This window comes from Gracilibacillus halotolerans, from assembly GCF_014206945.1.
In the GTDB taxonomy this organism is placed as follows: domain Bacteria; phylum Bacillota; class Bacilli; order Bacillales; family Amphibacillaceae; genus Gracilibacillus; species Gracilibacillus halotolerans.
In genome coordinates, this window is the sequence record NZ_JACHON010000001.1 from 638,354 (window position 1) to 656,529 (window position 18,176).

General features: G+C 35.6%; 23 protein-coding genes. 10 read left to right on the plus strand and 13 right to left on the minus strand.

Going from position 1 to position 18,176, the window contains the following annotated elements:
* Positions 1-282 precede the first annotated feature (282 nt).
* The gene (locus GGQ92_RS03220; protein ID WP_184244481.1) at positions 283-1,281 is read left to right on the plus strand and encodes a pectate lyase family protein; all 999 of its coding nucleotides are present in this window, start codon (positions 283-285) and stop codon (positions 1,279-1,281) included.
* 46 nt (positions 1,282-1,327) lie between these two features.
* On the opposite strand, the gene GGQ92_RS03225 is transcribed toward GGQ92_RS03220, so the two are convergent.
* From GGQ92_RS03225 to GGQ92_RS03260, 8 genes are read right to left on the minus strand one after another with little or no spacing between them, the layout of a single operon-like run.
* Positions 1,328-2,080: a class I SAM-dependent DNA methyltransferase gene (locus tag GGQ92_RS03225; RefSeq protein ID WP_184244483.1), complete on the minus strand. Its 753-nt coding sequence runs from the start codon at positions 2,078-2,080 to the stop codon at positions 1,328-1,330.
* A gap of 1 nt (position 2,081) precedes the next feature.
* Complete coding sequence (gene rsfS, locus GGQ92_RS03230; protein WP_184244485.1) at positions 2,082-2,426, minus strand: ribosome silencing factor; 345 nt, start codon at positions 2,424-2,426, stop codon at positions 2,082-2,084.
* Positions 2,416-2,991 (minus strand): bis(5'-nucleosyl)-tetraphosphatase (symmetrical) YqeK, encoded by a 576-nt coding sequence (gene yqeK / locus GGQ92_RS03235; protein ID WP_184244487.1) that lies wholly within the window; start codon positions 2,989-2,991, stop codon positions 2,416-2,418. The genes rsfS and yqeK overlap by 11 nt, the downstream gene beginning before the upstream one ends.
* A gap of 45 nt (positions 2,992-3,036) precedes the next feature.
* Positions 3,037-3,618, minus strand: coding sequence for a nicotinate-nucleotide adenylyltransferase (locus GGQ92_RS03240; RefSeq protein ID WP_184244489.1), 582 nt, complete (start codon positions 3,616-3,618; stop codon positions 3,037-3,039).
* Positions 3,619-3,912 carry a ribosome assembly RNA-binding protein YhbY gene (gene yhbY / locus GGQ92_RS03245; RefSeq protein ID WP_184244492.1) on the minus strand — a complete coding sequence of 98 codons (294 nt, stop codon included), beginning with the start codon at positions 3,910-3,912 and terminating at the stop codon, positions 3,619-3,621.
* 1 nt (position 3,913) lies between these two features.
* Positions 3,914-4,753 carry a shikimate dehydrogenase gene (aroE, locus tag GGQ92_RS03250; protein WP_184244494.1) on the minus strand — a complete coding sequence of 280 codons (840 nt, stop codon included), beginning with the start codon at positions 4,751-4,753 and terminating at the stop codon, positions 3,914-3,916.
* A 23-nt stretch (positions 4,754-4,776) separates the two neighbouring features.
* Positions 4,777-5,877, minus strand: coding sequence for a ribosome biogenesis GTPase YqeH (gene yqeH, locus GGQ92_RS03255; RefSeq protein WP_184244496.1), 1,101 nt, complete (start codon positions 5,875-5,877; stop codon positions 4,777-4,779).
* On the minus strand, positions 5,877-6,395 hold the full coding sequence (locus tag GGQ92_RS03260; protein ID WP_184244498.1) for a YqeG family HAD IIIA-type phosphatase: 519 nt from the start codon (positions 6,393-6,395) through the stop codon (positions 5,877-5,879). Before GGQ92_RS03260 ends, yqeH begins: the two co-directional genes overlap by 1 nt.
* A gap of 459 nt (positions 6,396-6,854) precedes the next feature.
* On the opposite strand from GGQ92_RS03260, the gene sda reads away from it, so the two are divergent.
* The 8 genes from sda (at position 6,855) to sigK (ending at position 13,459) form a co-directional block, all read left to right on the plus strand.
* On the plus strand, positions 6,855-6,986 hold the full coding sequence (gene sda, locus GGQ92_RS16335; RefSeq protein ID WP_184244500.1) for a sporulation histidine kinase inhibitor Sda: 132 nt from the start codon (positions 6,855-6,857) through the stop codon (positions 6,984-6,986).
* A gap of 285 nt (positions 6,987-7,271) precedes the next feature.
* Positions 7,272-9,605 (plus strand): Na+/H+ antiporter subunit A, encoded by a 2,334-nt coding sequence (locus GGQ92_RS03270; protein ID WP_184244502.1) that lies wholly within the window; start codon positions 7,272-7,274, stop codon positions 9,603-9,605.
* A gap of 4 nt (positions 9,606-9,609) precedes the next feature.
* Positions 9,610-9,948: a Na(+)/H(+) antiporter subunit C gene (locus GGQ92_RS03275; protein ID WP_184244504.1), complete on the plus strand. Its 339-nt coding sequence runs from the start codon at positions 9,610-9,612 to the stop codon at positions 9,946-9,948.
* Entirely contained in the window at positions 9,941-11,425 is a 1,485-nt protein-coding gene (locus tag GGQ92_RS03280; protein WP_184244506.1) for a Na+/H+ antiporter subunit D, read from the plus strand. The genes GGQ92_RS03275 and GGQ92_RS03280 overlap by 8 nt, the downstream gene beginning before the upstream one ends.
* 6 nt (positions 11,426-11,431) lie before the next feature.
* On the plus strand, positions 11,432-11,908 hold the full coding sequence (locus GGQ92_RS03285; RefSeq protein WP_184244508.1) for a Na+/H+ antiporter subunit E: 477 nt from the start codon (positions 11,432-11,434) through the stop codon (positions 11,906-11,908).
* The gene (locus tag GGQ92_RS03290; protein ID WP_184244510.1) at positions 11,905-12,195 is read left to right on the plus strand and encodes a Na(+)/H(+) antiporter subunit F1; all 291 of its coding nucleotides are present in this window, start codon (positions 11,905-11,907) and stop codon (positions 12,193-12,195) included. Before GGQ92_RS03285 ends, GGQ92_RS03290 begins: the two co-directional genes overlap by 4 nt.
* Positions 12,179-12,553 (plus strand): monovalent cation/H(+) antiporter subunit G, encoded by a 375-nt coding sequence (gene mnhG, locus GGQ92_RS03295; protein WP_184244512.1) that lies wholly within the window; start codon positions 12,179-12,181, stop codon positions 12,551-12,553. Before GGQ92_RS03290 ends, mnhG begins: the two co-directional genes overlap by 17 nt.
* A 207-nt stretch (positions 12,554-12,760) precedes the next feature.
* Positions 12,761-13,459, plus strand: coding sequence for an RNA polymerase sporulation sigma factor SigK (sigK, locus tag GGQ92_RS03300; RefSeq protein ID WP_184244514.1), 699 nt, complete (start codon positions 12,761-12,763; stop codon positions 13,457-13,459).
* 34 nt (positions 13,460-13,493) lie between these two features.
* Here sigK and mtnN read toward each other — a convergent pair whose 3' ends face one another.
* The gene (mtnN, locus tag GGQ92_RS03305) at positions 13,494-14,186 is read right to left on the minus strand and encodes a 5'-methylthioadenosine/S-adenosylhomocysteine nucleosidase (RefSeq protein ID WP_184244806.1); all 693 of its coding nucleotides are present in this window, start codon (positions 14,184-14,186) and stop codon (positions 13,494-13,496) included.
* 43 nt (positions 14,187-14,229) lie between these two features.
* Complete coding sequence (locus tag GGQ92_RS03310) at positions 14,230-14,937, minus strand: DUF1510 family protein (RefSeq protein ID WP_184244516.1); 708 nt, start codon at positions 14,935-14,937, stop codon at positions 14,230-14,232.
* Between the two features lie 240 nt (positions 14,938-15,177).
* Between GGQ92_RS03310 and GGQ92_RS03315 the strand changes: the two genes are divergently transcribed.
* Positions 15,178-15,423 (plus strand): KTSC domain-containing protein, encoded by a 246-nt coding sequence (locus GGQ92_RS03315; RefSeq protein WP_184244518.1) that lies wholly within the window; start codon positions 15,178-15,180, stop codon positions 15,421-15,423.
* A gap of 175 nt (positions 15,424-15,598) precedes the next feature.
* Here the strand turns inward: GGQ92_RS03315 and greA are convergent, their stop codons facing one another.
* The 3 genes from greA to mltG form a co-directional block, all read right to left on the minus strand.
* A complete protein-coding gene (greA, locus tag GGQ92_RS03320; protein WP_184244520.1) occupies positions 15,599-16,075 on the minus strand; it encodes a transcription elongation factor GreA in 477 nt (158 codons plus the stop codon).
* A gap of 157 nt (positions 16,076-16,232) precedes the next feature.
* Entirely contained in the window at positions 16,233-16,877 is a 645-nt protein-coding gene (locus GGQ92_RS03325) for an O-methyltransferase (RefSeq protein ID WP_184244522.1), read from the minus strand.
* Positions 16,878-16,993: 116 nt separating this feature from the next.
* Positions 16,994-18,148, minus strand: coding sequence for an endolytic transglycosylase MltG (gene mltG / locus GGQ92_RS03330; RefSeq protein ID WP_343068744.1), 1,155 nt, complete (start codon positions 18,146-18,148; stop codon positions 16,994-16,996).
* Positions 18,149-18,176 lie beyond the last annotated feature (28 nt).

Sequence of the window (18,176 nt, forward strand, 5' to 3'; positions counted from 1 at the left end):
ACAATAATCATTTTTTCATATTACTCACCGTTCTATTGGCTAATATTTTTTCATTTATCTTTTTTTCTTGTACATTTTTGCTTTTACTATGACATAAATGGCTTTATTTTCTATATTTAGCTTATAAAAGCACGGAATTTACAATACCTTACATAATGATTATTTTATGTATGCGTTTTCTTGGTATAATAGAATGGAATTTATAGGAAAGGAGGGTGGGTGACTAGCCGTTGTCTATTAGCCGCTGGATGAACCAAAAAACTGAAAAGGACGTGAAAGAAAATGAAGAAGAATTTACGTAATTTTGCTGTAGTTACTCTCGTCGCATTTCTTTCCTTTGGTCTAGCTTTACAAAGCGTTGTTGCCTCTAGTCCTGATTTTAGTCAAACCGGCTTTGCTACATTCGATGGTGGTACGACCGGTGGTGAAGGTGGAGATACTGTAACTGTTCATACCGGCGATCAATTAATCCAAGCTATTAAAGATAAAGATAACAATACACCACTCACTATTTATGTTGATGGTACAATTACACCAAGTAATACGTCCGATAGCAAAATTAATGTGAAGGATGTTTCAGATTTATCCATCTTAGGAGTAGGTACAAATGGTGAGTTGGACGGTATTGGTATTAAGGTTTGGAGAGCTGAGAATATCATTATTCGAAATCTAACTATTCATGAAGTTCGTACTGGTGACAAAGACGCAATAAGTATTGAAGGACCTTCCAATAATATATGGGTCGATCATAATGAGCTTTATGCGAGCTTAAATGTCGATAAAGACTATTATGATGGTCTATTTGATGTAAAACGTGATGCCTATAATATTACGTTTTCTTGGAATTATGTCCATGACGGCTGGAAATCCATGCTTTTTGGTTCATCTGATAGTGACAACTATGATAGAAATATTACGTTACACCACAATCATTTTAAAGATTTAAATTCTCGGGTCCCAAGCTTCCGGTATGGTAAGGGACATTTATATAACAACTATTTTGAAGGGATTATTGACACAGGTATCAATGCGAGAATGGGTGCGGAGTTACTTGTAGAAAATAATGTTTTTGAGAATTCCAACAATCCTTTAGGCTATTGGTATAGCAATTCTACAGGCTATTGGAACGTCTCGAATAACCTTTATATTAATAGTAGTGGCAGTCAGCCTACTACTTCTACTACAAATTATACGGTACCGTACTCCTACACACTTACTCCAGTAGAAGATGTGAAATCACTGGTTCAGCAGTATGCTGGTGTCGGGGTAGTACAACCGTAGATTTAAGCAAAGAAAGAGGTCACAAAGTGGCCTCTTTCTCTATATCTTATTTTTTTATACAAACCAAAAAAATCCGCTCTGCGCTCTCTTCTGACAAAATGGGTTCGGGTTTAAAATCCGCACTTATTTGATGAATCACAAATCCTGTTTTTTCTAATAACTCTCTATACGTCGAGATGGGAAACGTACGTTGAATGTGTGTTTCATCGAATCGTTCATATAAATTATTTTGATCACTTTGTAGAAAGAAGGTTAAATCATGCATGAGTTCTCCAGTTCGCTCTCCTTCTGAACAAAGCCAAATATATGTTAAATCCTCATATATTTCAGAAAAAACTTGATTTTTCATATTATGTTCAAAGTGATTGACACTATGGACATCGAATATAAATAAGCCATTCTCGGATAAAGAAGTCGCTATTCGGGTAAATGCTTGCTCTAACTCATCTTCCTCTGTTATATAATTCACCACATCACAAAGACTTACTGCAATGTCACAATTATGAATGCCTTCTAATGTCCGCAAATCTTGTTGAATGAAATGGACACTTTCCCCTTCGCTAACAGTTTCAGCTTGAGCATAAGCAAGCATGTCCTCCGACATATCGACACCAGTCACGTCAAACCCTGATTTTGTAAATCGAATACTCATTTTACCCGTACCACAACCTAGATCTAAAAGCTTTTTGCCGTTTGGATTTAACTCTTGAATATAGTGATTCACAAAGTTATACCACTCTTCATATGGAGCATCCTCCATCAAATTATCGTAAATGTAGGCTAGTTTCGAGTAAGCCATCTTATAAATTCACTTCTAATTGTGGAGCATCTCCCCACAGTTTCTCTAAATTATAATAGCTTCTTTCTTCGCGATGAAAGATATGGCAAACGATATCTCCTAAATCAACTAACACCCAACGAGCTTGATCGAACCCTTCCATCCGCTTTATGTCAATGTTATGACTATCTGCAACGTCTTTTACTTCACGTGCAATAGCCTGTACTTGTCGTTCATTGGATGCTTCACAGATAAGAAAATAATCAGCGATTAAGGATACTTCCTTCATATCCAGAACAACAATACCTTCTGCTCGCTTGTCATCACACGCTTTTGCAACTGTTTCTATAACTTGTCTACTCTCCATTCAGAGACCTCCCGATAAATTTTTCGTTATATAGATGGAATGTATCTGGATAGACCGATTGATTTCTCCCAATTAAAAATTCAATCGTATTTTTAGCAGCCATCCAGCATGCATTATTTAAATCCTCATATACCATTTTCCTTACTTCATCTACCCCTGGGAACGCTCTCCCCGGTTCAATGTAATCCGCTATATAGATAATTCTGTCCAATAAAGACATATTTCGTCTACCAGTTGTATGCCACCTAATGGCACTCAATACTTCTTCGTCGTTAATACCAACTTCATGTTTAACTAAGATAGAGCCCACTGGTCCATGCCAAAGCTCTGGATGATATTCCAATAAATCGTGAGGAAGTTTTTCTTTAATAATCCACTTCTGCATTTCTTCTTTATCTCTATATTTAGCATAATCGTGAAAAATAGCAGCAAGTTCTGTCTTTTCTTTATTTACCTCGTAATAATCCGCTAATTGTAACGCTGTTTCCATTACTCGAACGGTGTGTTCATATCTTGGTTTGGTAAGTTGTTTCTTAACGATTTCTAACGCTTCTGCTCTTTCCATATTCGTCACTCCGCATCTATTTTGGAGTTATAGTTATTCTTATGTTCACATTAACTTCCGATATAACCCTTTTTCTTTAATAAAATCTATGACATGTGGACTTGTTAAATATCGAATAGATTTTCCGTTTGCTATTCGATCCCGTATATCTGTTGATGATATTTCGATAATCGGCATCTCTACTTCCTTAACCGGATAAGGTGACTTTGTAGTATAACCTTGTCGTTCTATTCCGATAAATGTTATTAGTTCTGCCAATTCGTCTATTCGGTGCCATTTTGGCAAATAATCCACCATGTCCCCACCAATAATAAAAAAGAATTCTGTATCTTTGTTTTGCTTTTGAAGCTCTTGTACCGTATCGATCGTAAATGACTTTCCCTGTCTATCTATTTCTATTGTTTCTATATAGAAAGATGGCCGATCGGCTACTGAAAGCTCTAGCATCTTTATTCGATCGGCTACGTCCGTTTTAGCTTCTGCTTTATGAGGAGGAATATAAGAGGGAATAAACCAAATTTCGTCCAAATTCATTTCTTCATAAGCACGTTCTGCCATTAACATGTGACCATAGTGCGGAGGATCAAATGTCCCCCCTAGAAGGCCAACTCTCTTTTTTACTGTCATTTAAGGCAACTCAATCACTTTATTTTCGATAGATTCTTTATATAGAACGATTGTATTTCCAATGATTTGAACAATGGAAGCGCCGGTCCCTTCTGCAAGTGCATTTGCAACGTCATCCTTATCCTCCAGACAATTTTGCAATATTGATATTTTGATTAACTCTCTCTTTTCTAATGCTTCTCCAACTTGCTTTATCATATTGTCATTTACACCATCTTTTCCCACTTGGAAAATTGGCGTTAAATGGTGTGCTTTTGAACGCAAGAAGCGTTTTTGTTTACCTGTTAAATTCAAATTATTCACCTCTAAGTTGGTTTTCTAATTTTTCGACTAAATGTTCCGCGTCTATATCTATTCCTGTCCATTTCTCAAAAGCTAACTGTGCTTGATACAATAACATTGCGTGGCCATGATGGATTTTTGCACCACGAGATAATGCCTCTTGATGTAAAGCTGTTGTTATTGGTTGATAGACGATATCACTGACCACTGCATCTTTTTTTACGTTTTCTAATGAAATAATTTGTTCATCTACTGCTGGTTTCATACCTACTGATGTAGTCTGAATAATTAAATCATAGTTCATTAATTGTTTTTCCGCTTCATTATAACTTAAAACAGCGGATTTAGAATTTCCTAATTGCATATTTAGAAATAGCTTCGCCTTTTCAATCGAACGATTTGCGATATCAACCTGTTTCAATTGCTCTTTCATTAATGCACGATAGATGCCCCGAGCTGCTCCACCAGCACCAAGCAACAGGATAGAAGTATCACGATTTAGCAATTGAGGAAATGGTCGTTGAATAGATCTAACATAGCCTTCACCATCCGTACTATACCCTTTCCACTTTCCATTCTCATTTACGACCGTATTTACAGCTCCTAATTGTTCAGCTTCAGGATCCAATTCGTCGATGTAGTCCATGATTGTTTGCTTATATGGAACCGTTACATTAAAACCATCTATTTCGATTTCGCGTAAATGTTTCAATACATCTGATAATTCTTCCGGTTTCCCATGATATAATTTATATTCACCTTGTATGTTAGCTATTTTTAAAAATTCATTGTGTATCCAAGGTGAAAGAGAATGACTTATTGGATGGCCAATTAAACCTAAGCGTAAGACCATTTTCCTCTCTCCCTCCATGTTCTTTATATTAATGCTGGTCGCAGACTTATTTGGATGCCTTTTGGCGCATGTACAGCGATTGATATTCCACCTTCAGCGATTGTAAACCAACCTAGACCAGGTATCACGATATCTGTCTTTTCATGCGGTATTTTAAATGTATGTGTAATGAGCTCAGGTAATTTTTCAAGTGTTTCTCGGTTTGGAGGTTGCAACAATTCCCCAACATGCTCTTGAAAGAAATCATCCGCTTTTTCTAATTTTGTTCGGTGTATCATTAATTGATTCGAAAAATAACAGATAATGGATTGCTTCATACCTTTTTGAAAGTCAAATCGACAAAATCCGCCAAAAAATAATGTTTGTTGATCGTTTAATTGAAACACTTTAGGTTTTAGTTCCTTCTTTGGTGTAATTAACTTTAAATCTTTTTCACTTACATAATGTACGAGCTGGTGACGGTTTACGATGCCTGGTGTATCAAATAATGATGTGCGATCATCTAAAGGGATTTCAATAAATCCTAATGTGGTTCCTGGAAAATAGGAAGTTGTAATAGCATCGTTCGTTCCACTCGTTCGTTGAATTAACTGATTTATAAAAGTTGATTTTCCAACATTCGTACAACCGACCACATATATGTCCTTCCCTTGTCGGTACTTTTCCATTGCCTCTTCAACTTCATCAAAACCTATTCCTTTTGCAGCGGATATTAAAAACACATCTACCACTTTGACCCCTTGTTCTGCAGCCATCTTCTTCATCCAATGAACCAATCGGTTTCTGTTCGTAGATTTAGGCAATAAATCCACTTTATTAGCTACTAACAAGACGGGGTTATTTCCTGTAAGACGTTTAATCCCCGAAATGAAACTTCCATTAAAATCGAAGATATCTACGATGTTAACGACAAGGCTCTTCGTGTTACTAATTTGATGTATCATCTCGAGAAAGTCATCATCACTATAATTTACATCTTGAACTTCGTTATAATGTTTTAAACGGAAACATCTTCTACAAATGATATGCTCATTGTTTAATGCACTTTCTGGTACATATCCAGCTTTACTTTTATCGTCTGATTGCAAAACAGCTCCACAACCGTCACAAAGTCTTTCTGTCATTATTTATCCTCCCAAGTCATCATGCCTTTGCGTTTCATCCATCTTAATATCCGACGTTCAATCATTCGATTAATTCGTGTAATCTTACCGTCAGTTTGTACAATCGGGACAACTAAGATTGTGTGGAAGCCAGCAATGTTACCTCCTAAGACGTCTGTAAGAATTTGATCACCTACAACTACTACTTCTTCTTTGTTCAAACCCATTGCTTTTGTAGCTTGTCTAAATGCATGATTTAACGGTTTTTTTGCACTATAAACAAATGGAGCTTCTAACGGCTCAGCAAAAATACTGACGCGTTCTTTTTCGTTATTCGAAATAATCGTTACTTTTATATCATTATCGCGCATTAACTTAAACCATTGAATAACTTCCGGTGTAGCATCTCGAACATCCCAAGCCACCAAAGTATTATCTAAATCCGTAATAACACCTTTAATCCCAGCATGCTTTAGTTTTTCCGGAGTTATATCCAAAATACGCTCTACATGCTCGTCCGGTAAAAATTTTTTTAACAAACTCGTCCACTCCTAAGAAAACTTCCATTATTTATCTCCTATCTTATCTTATACAATTTCCTCTCAATGTTCAAAAATTTAAGGAAATAATGTAAAAAAGAAATAGTAATCTAAAATGAAAAGATAAATTACATGAAATTGCTTCGACATAAAATAACCATGAAGCTTCACTTCTTACAGACGCTTTTATGGCTTCATGTTGAAGACATTGTTTACTATTTATTCGTACAATCGTACAACAAATTACGACATTTTTCTTTCTGTGGATAACATTGTACACAATAAAAAGCCTTATTTTCATTATGTTTAATCATATACAAAAACGTTTATACACAAGTTATAAACAGGTTGTTGTAGATAAGTTAACTATTGTTCAAACAGCGATTTCATGCTACATTTACTATAACAGCTTATATAAAAACAAACTTCATTTATACTCGTTATTGGAGGGGACAAGCAGTGGATAAATTATCTGACGAGTTACTAATTGAATCCTATAGAAAAGCAACCGAGCTTCAGTTAAGCTATGAATTCATTCAACTAATGGAGGAAGAAATGAAGCGCCGGTCCCTTACAGACTATATACAATAAATTAGAAAATGGGTTCACAGAGATACTAAGGTCCGAATTGACCGAGTACTCTGTTTTTTTATTTTTACATGCTTTTTAATTTTTGGATACAAAATATAACAGAAACTCCATCATATATAGATAAGTTAAAATAAAAAAGTTTGGAGTATTTATATATAGGAAGAGATACATCAAACCCGCTTGATTCATAAATTATTCAGATTTCGTCTCTTGTATTAATTCACTTTTTTAGATTAGAATATAACTAATTGTTCTTTTTATTTTGTTTAAGGAGGAAAAAAATTCATGCTGTTTACTGTATTCCTGCCAGTATTATTGGCTATTTTGATACCATTCATAAGTAAATACAAAGAAAAAATACATACTGGCTGGTTTGTAATGATAGCACCCCTTGCTGTTTTTATTTATTATGTTCGGTTTATTGGGGTGAATTTCGAACCGACAATCGGCCAATACAATTGGATCCCGTCGTTAAATATTAATTTTGACTTTTATTTAGATGGATTAAGTTTACTTTTTGTACTACTTATTAGTGGGATTGGAACGCTCGTTACATTATATTCAATCTTCTATTTACACACTTCTGAACGATTGGATCAGTTCTACGTTTATTTGCTAATTTTCATGACAGCAATGTTAGGCGTTGTCTTATCCGATAACTTATTTGTCCTTTATTCCTTTTGGGAATTAACATCTATTTCATCCTTTCTATTGATTGGATATTGGAATTCCAGAGAACGTTCTCGATATGGTGCTCAAAAATCCATGATGATTACGGTTTTTGGTGGACTAAGTATGCTAGGTGGTTTTATTCTTTTATATCTGATAACTGGTACAACAAGCATACAAGCGATATTAGGAATGACAGATATTATTTTACAAAGTGAGTACTTCTATCTGATTTTAGCGCTTATTTTACTTGGAGCATTTACTAAATCGGCTCAGTTTCCGTTTCATATTTGGCTTCCCGATGCAATGGAAGCTCCCACACCGGTGAGTGCTTACTTACACTCTGCTACGATGGTAAAGGCAGGGATTTTCCTTGTAGCACGTTTTACACCTATCTTCTCGGCAGATGAATGGTTCTTCTTACTTGTAAGTGGGATTGGAATAGTAACGCTAATATGGGCTTCCTACATGGCTGTACGCCAAACAGACTTAAAAGGAATTCTCGCTTTTTCAACCATTAGTCAACTTGGTATGATAATGGCTATGCTAGGATTTGGTACTGAAGTAGCGATCTTTGCTGCGGTATTCCATATCCTTAACCATGCTACATTCAAAGGTAGTTTATTTATGATAGCTGGGATTGTAGACCACGAGACTGGTACGAGAGATATTCGTAAATTAGGTGGTTTAGTAACACTTATGCCTATCTCCGCTACATTAGCGTTTTTTGGAACATTCTCGATGGCAGGTTTTCCTTTACCTTTCTTAAACGGCTTTTATAGTAAGGAACTATTTTTTGAAGCTACACTTGAGCTAGATCGTTTTACATCTAGTGCGGCGCAATTCTTAGCAGCAGCTATTCCTTATTTAGCTGTATTCGGTAGTATTTTCACATTTATTTACTCTATGTACCTTGTATTTGGTACATTTACAGGCAAGAAAAATTTAGATCAGTTACCTAAAAAGCCTCATGAAGCACCGATTGGTATGTTACTCTCCCCTATCATATTAATTCTAGGGGTAATCCTAATTGGTTTAGTGCCTAATTTAGTAAATGCACCTCTTCTTGCGCATGTTGCTGAAGCTGTATATGGTGCTCCGATTGAAATGGACATTTACTTCTGGCATGGATTAGTTCCTGCATTTTATATGTCTCTAATCGTAGTTGGAGTTGGGTTTGTATTATTTTATTTCAAAAAATATTGGGTTGCGATTTATCAATATCTTCCAGGTAAATTGAGTTTGCATAAAGTGTATGATTTTCTTATGGATCAATCCGAGAAGTTCTCAGCTAAAGTAACGAAAAGCTATATGAGTGGCTCATTGCGCCATTATATGCTTTATATTTTAGGTGCTATTGTTCTGATTACTTTTCCGATTTTATTGATGACAGATGGAATCAACATCAATTTCTCAAATACTTCTGAGATTACAACACATGAAGTGATCATCGGTGCTGTAATTGCAATTGCTGCGATTGCTACGATATTTACTCATAATAAAATAGCTACCATTCTAACTCTTGGAGTAGTAGGCTATGGATTAGCACTATTATTCATTCTATACCGTGCACCAGATTTAGCACTAACACAACTGGTTGTAGAAACTATTTCGATGGCTCTTTTCCTTTTATGTTTCTATCATTTACCTAACTTACGTAAAAGAACAGAGGGTGTGTTTAGTCGCTCGATCAATTTAGTCATTTCGATTGGTTTTGGGGCTTTAATTACAATAATTGGCTTGTCTGCTCACAGCACAAAGTTATTCGATAAAATATCGGACTATTTTGTTGAAACATCGTATTCATTAGGTGGTGGAACTAACATAGTCAACGTTATTTTAGTGGATATGCGTGGGATTGATACGCTATTTGAAGTAGTTGTGTTAGGATTGGCCGCATTAGGTATATTTGGATTAATTAAGTTACGTAGCAAGAAAGGAGCAGAATAGAAACATGGAGATAATAATGACTGTCCTTGCCGGAATCTTGTTTACAGCAGGGGTCTATAATCTGCTTCAAAAGCAACTTTTACGAATTATTGTAGGTGCGACTCTTATTTCACATGGAGCTCACTTATTTATATTAACGATGGGAGAGTTAAAGCGTGGAGCTCCCCCAGTATTACAAGATGGGATTGAGAATTATTCTGATCCATTGCCACAGGCTTTAATACTCACATCCATTGTTATCAGTTTTGGTATCACAAGCTTATTATTAGTATTAGCGTATCGAGCGTCGAAAGAAAATGGAACAGATAATATGGAGAAATTGAGGGGTAACGAAAATGAGTAGCAATTTAGCAATATTGCCGATACTTTTGCCACTTGTCGCCGCTGTTCTGGTAGCTTTTTTTCCAAAAAAGTTAAAAGCGGTAAGACTTGTTTCACAAATATGGATGATTGTTCAGACCGTTATAATTGCGTTTATTACATGGTATGTTCTGGATAATGGTACCATTGTCCTTGAATCTGGAGATTGGGTAGCACCTTATGGGATTGTCATTGTAGCAGATTCTTTATCCATTATACTTGCTTTAACGACGAACATTGTTGCTCTTGCATGTGTATTTGCTGCAAGTAGATCCATTCCTGATCGTCAAGAAAAATTCTATTTTTATACATTCTTTTTCCTGTTAATTTCAGGTGTATCAGGTGCTTTTTTAACAGGAGATCTGTTTAACTTATTTGTATTCTTTGAAGTGCTCCTTATGGCATCTTATGCATTAATTACACTAGGTGGAGATAAAGTACAATTAAGAGAGTCCTTAAAATATGTACTAATTAACGTATTCTCTTCCGTATTATTTGTAACTACTGTAGCATTTCTTTATTCTGTGGTCGGAACAGTAAATATGGCACAAATCGCGGAACGTGTTGCTGAATCGGAGCAAACTGGAGTATTAACGGCTATAGGGATTCTATTGTTCTTCATTTTTGGTACGAAGGCTGCCCTATTTCCATTGTATTATTGGCTACCAAAACCGTATATTGTTCCAAACCCTGTGATTTCGGCTTTATTCGGTGCATTGTTAACCAAGGTTGGGATTTATTGCATTATTCGAGTATTTTCGTTAATCTTCGTTCATGAAACAGAGATTACACACCAATTATTCGTTTGGATAGCGGCTCTTACTCTATTATTCGGGGCTATCGGAGCTCTTTCAACACAGAATATTAAACTCATCATCGCATACAATGTTATCCCTTCAATTGGTTTTATATTAATGGGCGTTAGTGCATATAACAGTACAGGATTTAGTGGTTCTATCTATTACTTAGTAAACGATATGTTACTAAAAGCGATTCTCTTTTTACTAGTAGGTGCGATTGCATATTTAGCTGGAACGAGTGATCTACGGAAGATTCGCGGAATGATCCATCACTACCCTTTCCTTGGATGGATGCTATTAATTGCTACTTTAGCTTTAGCAGGTATTCCACCATTTGGAGGGTTTATTGGTAAACTTGTCTTACTACAAGGAACCTTTGAAGCAGGAGAAGTGATACTCGCTCTGATTGGCTTAGGAGTTAGCTTACTAATGCTACTTTCAGTGCTTCGTATCTTTGTAAGAGGTTTTTGGGGAGAAAAAGATTCATCAATTCAAGCCGATAAGAAAACAGCAAGGGCCTTTAGTTATCCAATTGCTTTTCTCCTTGTGTTTATTATCTTTCTCGGAATAGGAGCAGAATGGGTATTCCCAGATTTTATATCTATTGGTGAATATCTGATGGATCCGAGTATTTATATCGATTCTGTATTAAAGGAGTAATGGATAATGTCACTTCAAATAACCTTAAATTTAATTATCGCATTTATGTGGATGTTCCTTACTGAATCCTACCAATTCCCTAGTTTTCTAACAGGTTTCATTATAGGTGCATTCCTACTATTCTTACTAAGAAGATTTATACCTAGTAGGTTTTATTTATACCGTGTTTGGAAGTTCGTTAGTCTGATTCTTTTATTTATTAAAGAGTTAATTAAATCAAACGTATCTATCGTAAAACTTGTCTATCAACCTAAAAGGACGTATAACCCAGGAATTTTTGCATTACCTATCGATTTAAAGACCAACTGGGAAATAGCGATTCTAACATCGTTAATTTCACTTACGCCTGGTACACTATCTGTAGCGATTTCTGATGACAACTCTCTAGTTTATATACATGCTATGGATTTACAGGACGATAAAAAGGAAATTGAATCCATTAAGGATTCCTTCGAAAAAGCAATTATGGAGGTGACGAGATGAGTGAAATCATTCAGTACACTGCTATCGGATGTACTATCGTAGTTGCCATCTCTATTACCCTCTTACTGATTCAAGTAATTAAAGGGCCAACTAATCCTGACAGGGCGGTAGCACTAGACGCTCTTGGTCTCAATCTAATGGCGATTGCAGGATTCATAGCTATCATCTTAGTAACAACGAAACTTAACGATGTAATCTTATTAATTGGTATTTTACTGTTCATTGGAACGTTAGCACTAGCAAAATATTTAGAGAAGGGCGTAATTATTGATGGAAACGACGATTGAAAGCATTGTTCAATGGATTATCATTCTCTTTTTAGTATTCGGTACGTTTTTTATACTCTCTGCTTCCATTGGTATTTTACGTTTTCCTGACGTTTACACGCGACTTCATGCATCTACTAAGGCTGCAACCCTAGGAATCTCTTCTACATTGATTGGTGCCTTTCTCTTCCTTTATATTGAGCATGGTATCATAAGTGGAAAGCTTATTCTAGGAATAATCTTCATTATGTTAACTGCACCAATATCAGCTCATATGCTTGGTAGAGCAGCACACCACATCGGTATAAAACCTTGGGCAAAAGATGACAACAGCAGGGATGCTTTTGCTGAAGCAAAGGAAAAAAATAATCAAAAATAAAGTTAGACAGAGAAAAAGATGCTAATCTCAGTTAGGGATTAGTATCTTTTTTATATCGATAAAAACCTCAAAGTATAGGAAAATTAAGCTTAATAATGGCATCATTCATTTTAAATCATGAACCTTTCATATAAATAGGCACAATGTACAAACCATGCTCATAGGATAGTATATACGGGCAGATACCTATTTCATGGAGGTGTTCATTTGTCGATATTAGTTGGATTAATAGCATTATTTAAGGAAGCGTTATTCTTCGTTGCCTATGTAAAAAACAACACCTTTCCTCAACCTTTATCATCAGCAGAAGAAAAAAAGATGTTAAAACGAATGCAAGAAGGAGATTCAGAAGCCAGAAATAAATTAATTGAACATAATTTAAGACTCGTAGCCCACATAGTAAAAAAATTCGAAAACACTGGTGAAGAGTCAGAAGATTTAATTTCTATAGGTACAATTGGATTAATTAAAGGAATTGAGAGCTTTTCTCCAGACAAAGGAACGAAATTAGCGACGTATGCAGCTAGATGTATAGAAAATGAAATATTAATGCACTTAAGAGCGATGAAGAAAACAAAAAAAGATGTTTCCTTACAAGAGCCAATTGGGCAAGATAAAGAAGGTAATGAAATTAGTCTAATAGATATTTTGGAAGCGACAAATTCTGACTTTATTGATGCAATTCAAACACATATGGAGTTAAAGAAGATCCAACAATACTTAACCATCTTAGATGAGCGTGAGAAGGAAGTTATCATCTGTCGCTTTGGTTTAGGTAAAAAGAGAGAGCTAACCCAACGAGAGATTGCTGAAAAACTCAATATTTCAAGAAGCTATGTGTCTCGAATTGAGAAACGTGCCCTTATGAAAGTATTCCATGAGTATTACCGAAATGAAATAAAATAATCCTGAGAAAAAGAAGTTCTCAGGATTTATCTTATTAAAGCTTTTTAATAACATCCATAATAAGTATAGAAGCATTTTCTGCTGCTTTTTTTAGAAACGCATCAAAGGATACGGATGATTTTTTGCCAGCAATATCAGACAACGCACGAATTACTACGAAAGGTTTATTATATTGATAACAAACTTGAGCAATTGCAGCTGCCTCCATCTCTGCAGCAATTACATCTGGAAACGTTTCTCGAACAAATTGCACTCGCTCAGGATCCTCCATAAACGTATCACCAGTACTAATTAATCCTTTCATAACTTGTATACCCTCAACTTTGGCAGCTGCCTCCATTGTTCGTGTAATAAGTAATTCGTCGGCTTCAAACTTCGGAGGCATACCAGGTACTTGTCCATACTCATATTTAAATGCAGTCACATCTACATCATGATGTACTACATAATCTGAAATAACAATATCACCTACTTCTAAATCTGAGTGGTATCCGCCTGATGATCCAGTATTAATAACATAATCCGGTTGATATTTTTCAAACATAATCGTCGTTGACATAGCTGCATTTACTTTGCCAATACCGGACTGTAAAAGCACTACTTCTTTACCTTCCAACGTACCAACATAAAAGTTACTGTTTGCTACTTTTTCTTCCTTTGAAATCGTCATTTTTGATTTTAGTAATTCTACCTCTTCGTCCATTGCTCCAATAATTGCGATCATAATTAGATTTGCCCCCTATGTTCTATCTTAACAATTTGAGTAATTTTTATCCTTCTATGTTCTCCGCTTCAGCGTTCTCATTTTCACGTTGTGCGGATGGTGTATCATTTTCAATTAACTCTTCGACTAATGTTGGCTGCCATCCTTCGTTATCAATCCACTGTAAATGAACTCGGTATAGCTCATCTTGATTCGAATTAGGTGAGATAGTCATTTCTACTTGTGCATCACCAGCTCTACCTACCCACCAAGTAATTTGTTCTTCAACAGGTACTTGTGTTGCATACTCTGCAGCTAATGCCATCTCTTTCCTATCTATTGACCCATCATCGAATTGTATCGTATGTGGACCAGTTTGTTCTGTACCGACTGGTTGCCAATTACCTTCATATGCTGATTTGACATTCGAGTCTCCGGTTTCTATATATGAGATGGCCTGTTCTGCATCTGAGGTATTTTCAGCTTCACCAGATTCGTCTTCCACTTCCTCAATCACAATAGGAATGTCTAGATTTTCATTATTTTCTTCTCCTATTGTTTCTTCCTCTTCTAATTCATTTGGTGTTTCTGTTTCTTCTTTTTCGTTATCTACTGCTGCTTTTTCAGAATCGTCATTCTGACCAAAAATAGAAAGAGATATTATCGATAAGAGTAATACTACTCCAACGACAGCAAGCCAGTTAATCATTTTGGTATTTACTCTACGTTTTTCATAGCGTCTTTTTCTTGAGCTATAACTATTATCCTCCTGCACGTTCTCTCCCTCCTCTGAATAATGGAAGCTTTTGTGATTTATTATACTAGAAATTGGATTCTTACACCAATCAATCATATGTGATTTTCTCTTCTATTATGAAAAAATAATTTCTTAATGAGAAAAATAAGAATTAATGACTAGTTTTGTCATATGAGAAGGAGATTCATCATATTTATCGAATAAGATAGTGAAACAGGGGGATTAATATCACTATTATTTTTTGTAAGGGGTGTCTACATGCTATTAACTACCACATTTAATCGGCAGTTATGGAAAATAGACTCCTTTGAAACAGTCAGCTATGATAAGGAGTCGAAGGATTTATTTATTCATTGTCTAGATCAAACAGTATTACAGTTTTACTCTGTTCCAGAGAATGTCTTATTCCAATTCATTATAGACACCGACAAAGAAAGCTTCATACAACAGATATTAATACCTAATTACCTAATAGAAAGGAATGAAAAACTACGTACTAATTAAAATTTCTTGACCTTCATATGATTGGAACTCACATAGGCCTCAAACAGTCTGTGAAAACATGGCGAGTGCAGTTTCGATTGATACACAACATACATCAAATTATTTGCACAGCCTAATCCAATTTCAAACTGAAAGAGAGGTGTTCTATTTTACAAAACAGAACACCTCTCTCTTCTTATTCAATGCCTACAATTTTTACGTTCATATCACCAGCAGGTGTGGAGACTGCAACCTCATCTCCGATACGGTTTCCTAACAAGCTCTTTGCGATAGGAGAATCATTTGAAATTTTCCCTTCAAATGGATCTGCTTCCGCGCTTCCAACGATGGTATAGCTTTCCTCTTCACCATCTGGTAGCTCAACAAATGTAACGGTCTTTCCTAAACTAACAATATCAGGATCAGAAGCATCATTTTCGATGATTACTGCATTACGTATCATGTTCTCGATTTGTGCTATTCTCGACTCCACAAATGCTTGCTCGTCTTTAGCAGCATCATACTCAGAGTTCTCAGATAAGTCTCCAAAACTTCTAGCTATTTTTATCCTTTCAACCACTTCTGGCCTTTTTTCAGTAATTAATGTATTTAATTCATTTTCAAGTTTCTGTTTACCTTCTTCTGTCATATAAAAACTTTTTTCCTCAGCCATGACTAACACTCCTTCTTCCAATCAACATTCTATTTTTAATGTTATTCATTTTATGAAAACGCATAACATAATATACTAACCATTACTATGGCAGATTTCTTCCTAATTTTCAATAGTATTTTTACAATCCCTTTACATTCCACACTTATTATTCGACTTATTTCCTTATGCTGATAGCGACCCCATCACCTATTGGATATATGTGCGTATCAAAATCTTTCCGTTGGATTAACCATTCGTTATAATCGTTAATTTTTTCAACCATACTTCTTAATCTTTTTGGCGCCTCTTCAAGTTCTGATACATATCCTTTAAATAAAACGTTATCGGTCACAATAACCCCATTCTTGGATAAAAGTCTTTCGTACAATTCAAAAAAACGTTTATATTGCCCCTTCGCAGCATCAATGAAAATAAGGTCATAAGGCGCAAAGTGCTCAGCTTCTTCCACTGACTCTAATGCATCCCCCTCTATTATCTTAATCGAATAACATTTCTGTCGATTACGTATATTTTGAGTTGCTTGGGTAACCATTTGGGGATTTCGTTCCAATGTTACAATGTGCGCGTCAGGAAATCCTTCTAACATTTGTAGAGCCGAATATCCGATAGCAGTACCAATCTCTAGTATATTCTTTGGTCTTCTTAACATGATTAACTGCTTTAAGAACGCAATTCCTAATGGCTCCATAATTGGTATACGATTCTCTTTCGCATACGTCTCCATATCAGTTATCCATTCGGGAACCTCTTGTTGATTTTCTAGCTCCTCTAAATACGCTTTAAGCTCTATGTCTATCATAGTCTTCACCTTTCATTATCGGTTGCCTAATACAAATGTTAACTATTTATCTGAACGTTATTTTAAAGTAATTAATGAAGGAAATAAGCAGGGTGATATAACCCTGCTATAAATTCTTAATCTCGATTATGAATATATTGTTCTTCATACGCTTGATGTTCTTTTAATGTACGAGAGTAATAAACATTTCCTTCTGAATCTGCTAAGAAGAACAAGTAATCTGTCTCTTCTGGCTCAAATACTGCTGTTAATGAACTTTCTCCGAAGTTTGATATAGGGCCTACGGGTAATCCATCTACATGATACGTATTATAAGGTGATTCAATCTCATAGTGACTATAGGTTAATCTAGGTATGTGTTCCCCATATGCATAAATAACCGTAGGATCCGTTTGTAGTCTCATCCCAGTATCCATCCGATTATAGAAAACACTCGAAATCATTTTTCGATCCTCTGCAGATGATGCTTCTTCTTCAACTAACGAAGCAAACGTAATAATTTCATGAAGTGAAAATTCTTCTTTGCCCTCAATATCGTCCGTATGAGCAGTAAGCACCGTGTGCGTTTTCTGTAGCATTTGATCAATCACTTCTTCAATTGTAGGCTCGTCCGTGTAAAATTCATAAGTTGCTGCGAAGAGATAGCCCTCTAACGGATACCTAATGTCCTCATGTAAAATTTCCTCCGTCAGTAATGAAGGATATTTTTCCATCATCGTCTTGATAAATTCGTTATCTTGCATTTTTTCTAGAAACGCTTCTTTTTCAATCACATTATTTTCCGCATAAATACTCGCAATCTCTTCAATATTTCTTCCTTCTGGTACCGTTACCCGGAACACTGGCTCTGCTCTAATTGAACCAGTTTCCAATTCATCTGTTATTTCAGCTAATGTCATCGATGGTGATAACTCATAGTCTCCTGCTTGAAAATTAGAAGCATTGTTAAATTTGACATAAAACCGATAAAGCAAATCATTTGCAATTACGCCATTTTCTTCTAAAATTCTTGCTATGTCAGACGACGAGGAACCGAGTGGTATCGTTACTTGAATCGTCTCTTCATTATTTGGATCGACCGGTGATAAACCTTTACTTATAAATTGATAAGCCGAGAAACCACCAACACCAATTACAACAAGTAGTACGATTACAACCAATGTGATAATCTTTCTAGCGATACTCATGTCTTTTCCATAGCTTGTTGCATTTTCATTATATTTCTTTTTCCATTTTTCAAATTTAGATTGATTATTTTCGTTATCTGTCACGAGGCATTTCCCCCTCTCACCCGATTTA

What these genes read in the sequence shown, in the direction of transcription:
- GGQ92_RS03220 (WP_184244481.1), top strand. Translation starts at nt 283, where the DNA reads ATGAAGAAGAATTTACGTAATTTTGCTGTAGTTACTCTCGTCGCATTT.
- GGQ92_RS03225 (WP_184244483.1), bottom strand. Translation starts at nt 2,080, where the DNA reads ATGGCTTACTCGAAACTAGCCTACATTTACGATAATTTGATGGAGGAT.
- rsfS (WP_184244485.1), bottom strand. Translation starts at nt 2,426, where the DNA reads ATGGAGAGTAGACAAGTTATAGAAACAGTTGCAAAAGCGTGTGATGAC.
- yqeK (WP_184244487.1), bottom strand. Translation starts at nt 2,991, where the DNA reads ATGGAAAGAGCAGAAGCGTTAGAAATCGTTAAGAAACAACTTACCAAA.
- GGQ92_RS03240 (WP_184244489.1), bottom strand. Translation starts at nt 3,618, where the DNA reads ATGACAGTAAAAAAGAGAGTTGGCCTTCTAGGGGGGACATTTGATCCT.
- aroE (WP_184244494.1), bottom strand. Translation starts at nt 4,753, where the DNA reads ATGGTCTTACGCTTAGGTTTAATTGGCCATCCAATAAGTCATTCTCTT.
- yqeH (WP_184244496.1), bottom strand. Translation starts at nt 5,877, where the DNA reads ATGACAGAAAGACTTTGTGACGGTTGTGGAGCTGTTTTGCAATCAGAC.
- GGQ92_RS03270 (WP_184244502.1), top strand. Translation starts at nt 7,272, where the DNA reads ATGCTGTTTACTGTATTCCTGCCAGTATTATTGGCTATTTTGATACCA.
- GGQ92_RS03275 (WP_184244504.1), top strand. Translation starts at nt 9,610, where the DNA reads ATGGAGATAATAATGACTGTCCTTGCCGGAATCTTGTTTACAGCAGGG.
- GGQ92_RS03280 (WP_184244506.1), top strand. Translation starts at nt 9,941, where the DNA reads ATGAGTAGCAATTTAGCAATATTGCCGATACTTTTGCCACTTGTCGCC.
- GGQ92_RS03285 (WP_184244508.1), top strand. Translation starts at nt 11,432, where the DNA reads ATGTCACTTCAAATAACCTTAAATTTAATTATCGCATTTATGTGGATG.
- GGQ92_RS03290 (WP_184244510.1), top strand. Translation starts at nt 11,905, where the DNA reads ATGAGTGAAATCATTCAGTACACTGCTATCGGATGTACTATCGTAGTT.
- mnhG (WP_184244512.1), top strand. Translation starts at nt 12,179, where the DNA reads ATGGAAACGACGATTGAAAGCATTGTTCAATGGATTATCATTCTCTTT.
- GGQ92_RS03315 (WP_184244518.1), top strand. Translation starts at nt 15,178, where the DNA reads ATGCTATTAACTACCACATTTAATCGGCAGTTATGGAAAATAGACTCC.
- greA (WP_184244520.1), bottom strand. Translation starts at nt 16,075, where the DNA reads ATGGCTGAGGAAAAAAGTTTTTATATGACAGAAGAAGGTAAACAGAAA.
- GGQ92_RS03325 (WP_184244522.1), bottom strand. Translation starts at nt 16,877, where the DNA reads ATGATAGACATAGAGCTTAAAGCGTATTTAGAGGAGCTAGAAAATCAA.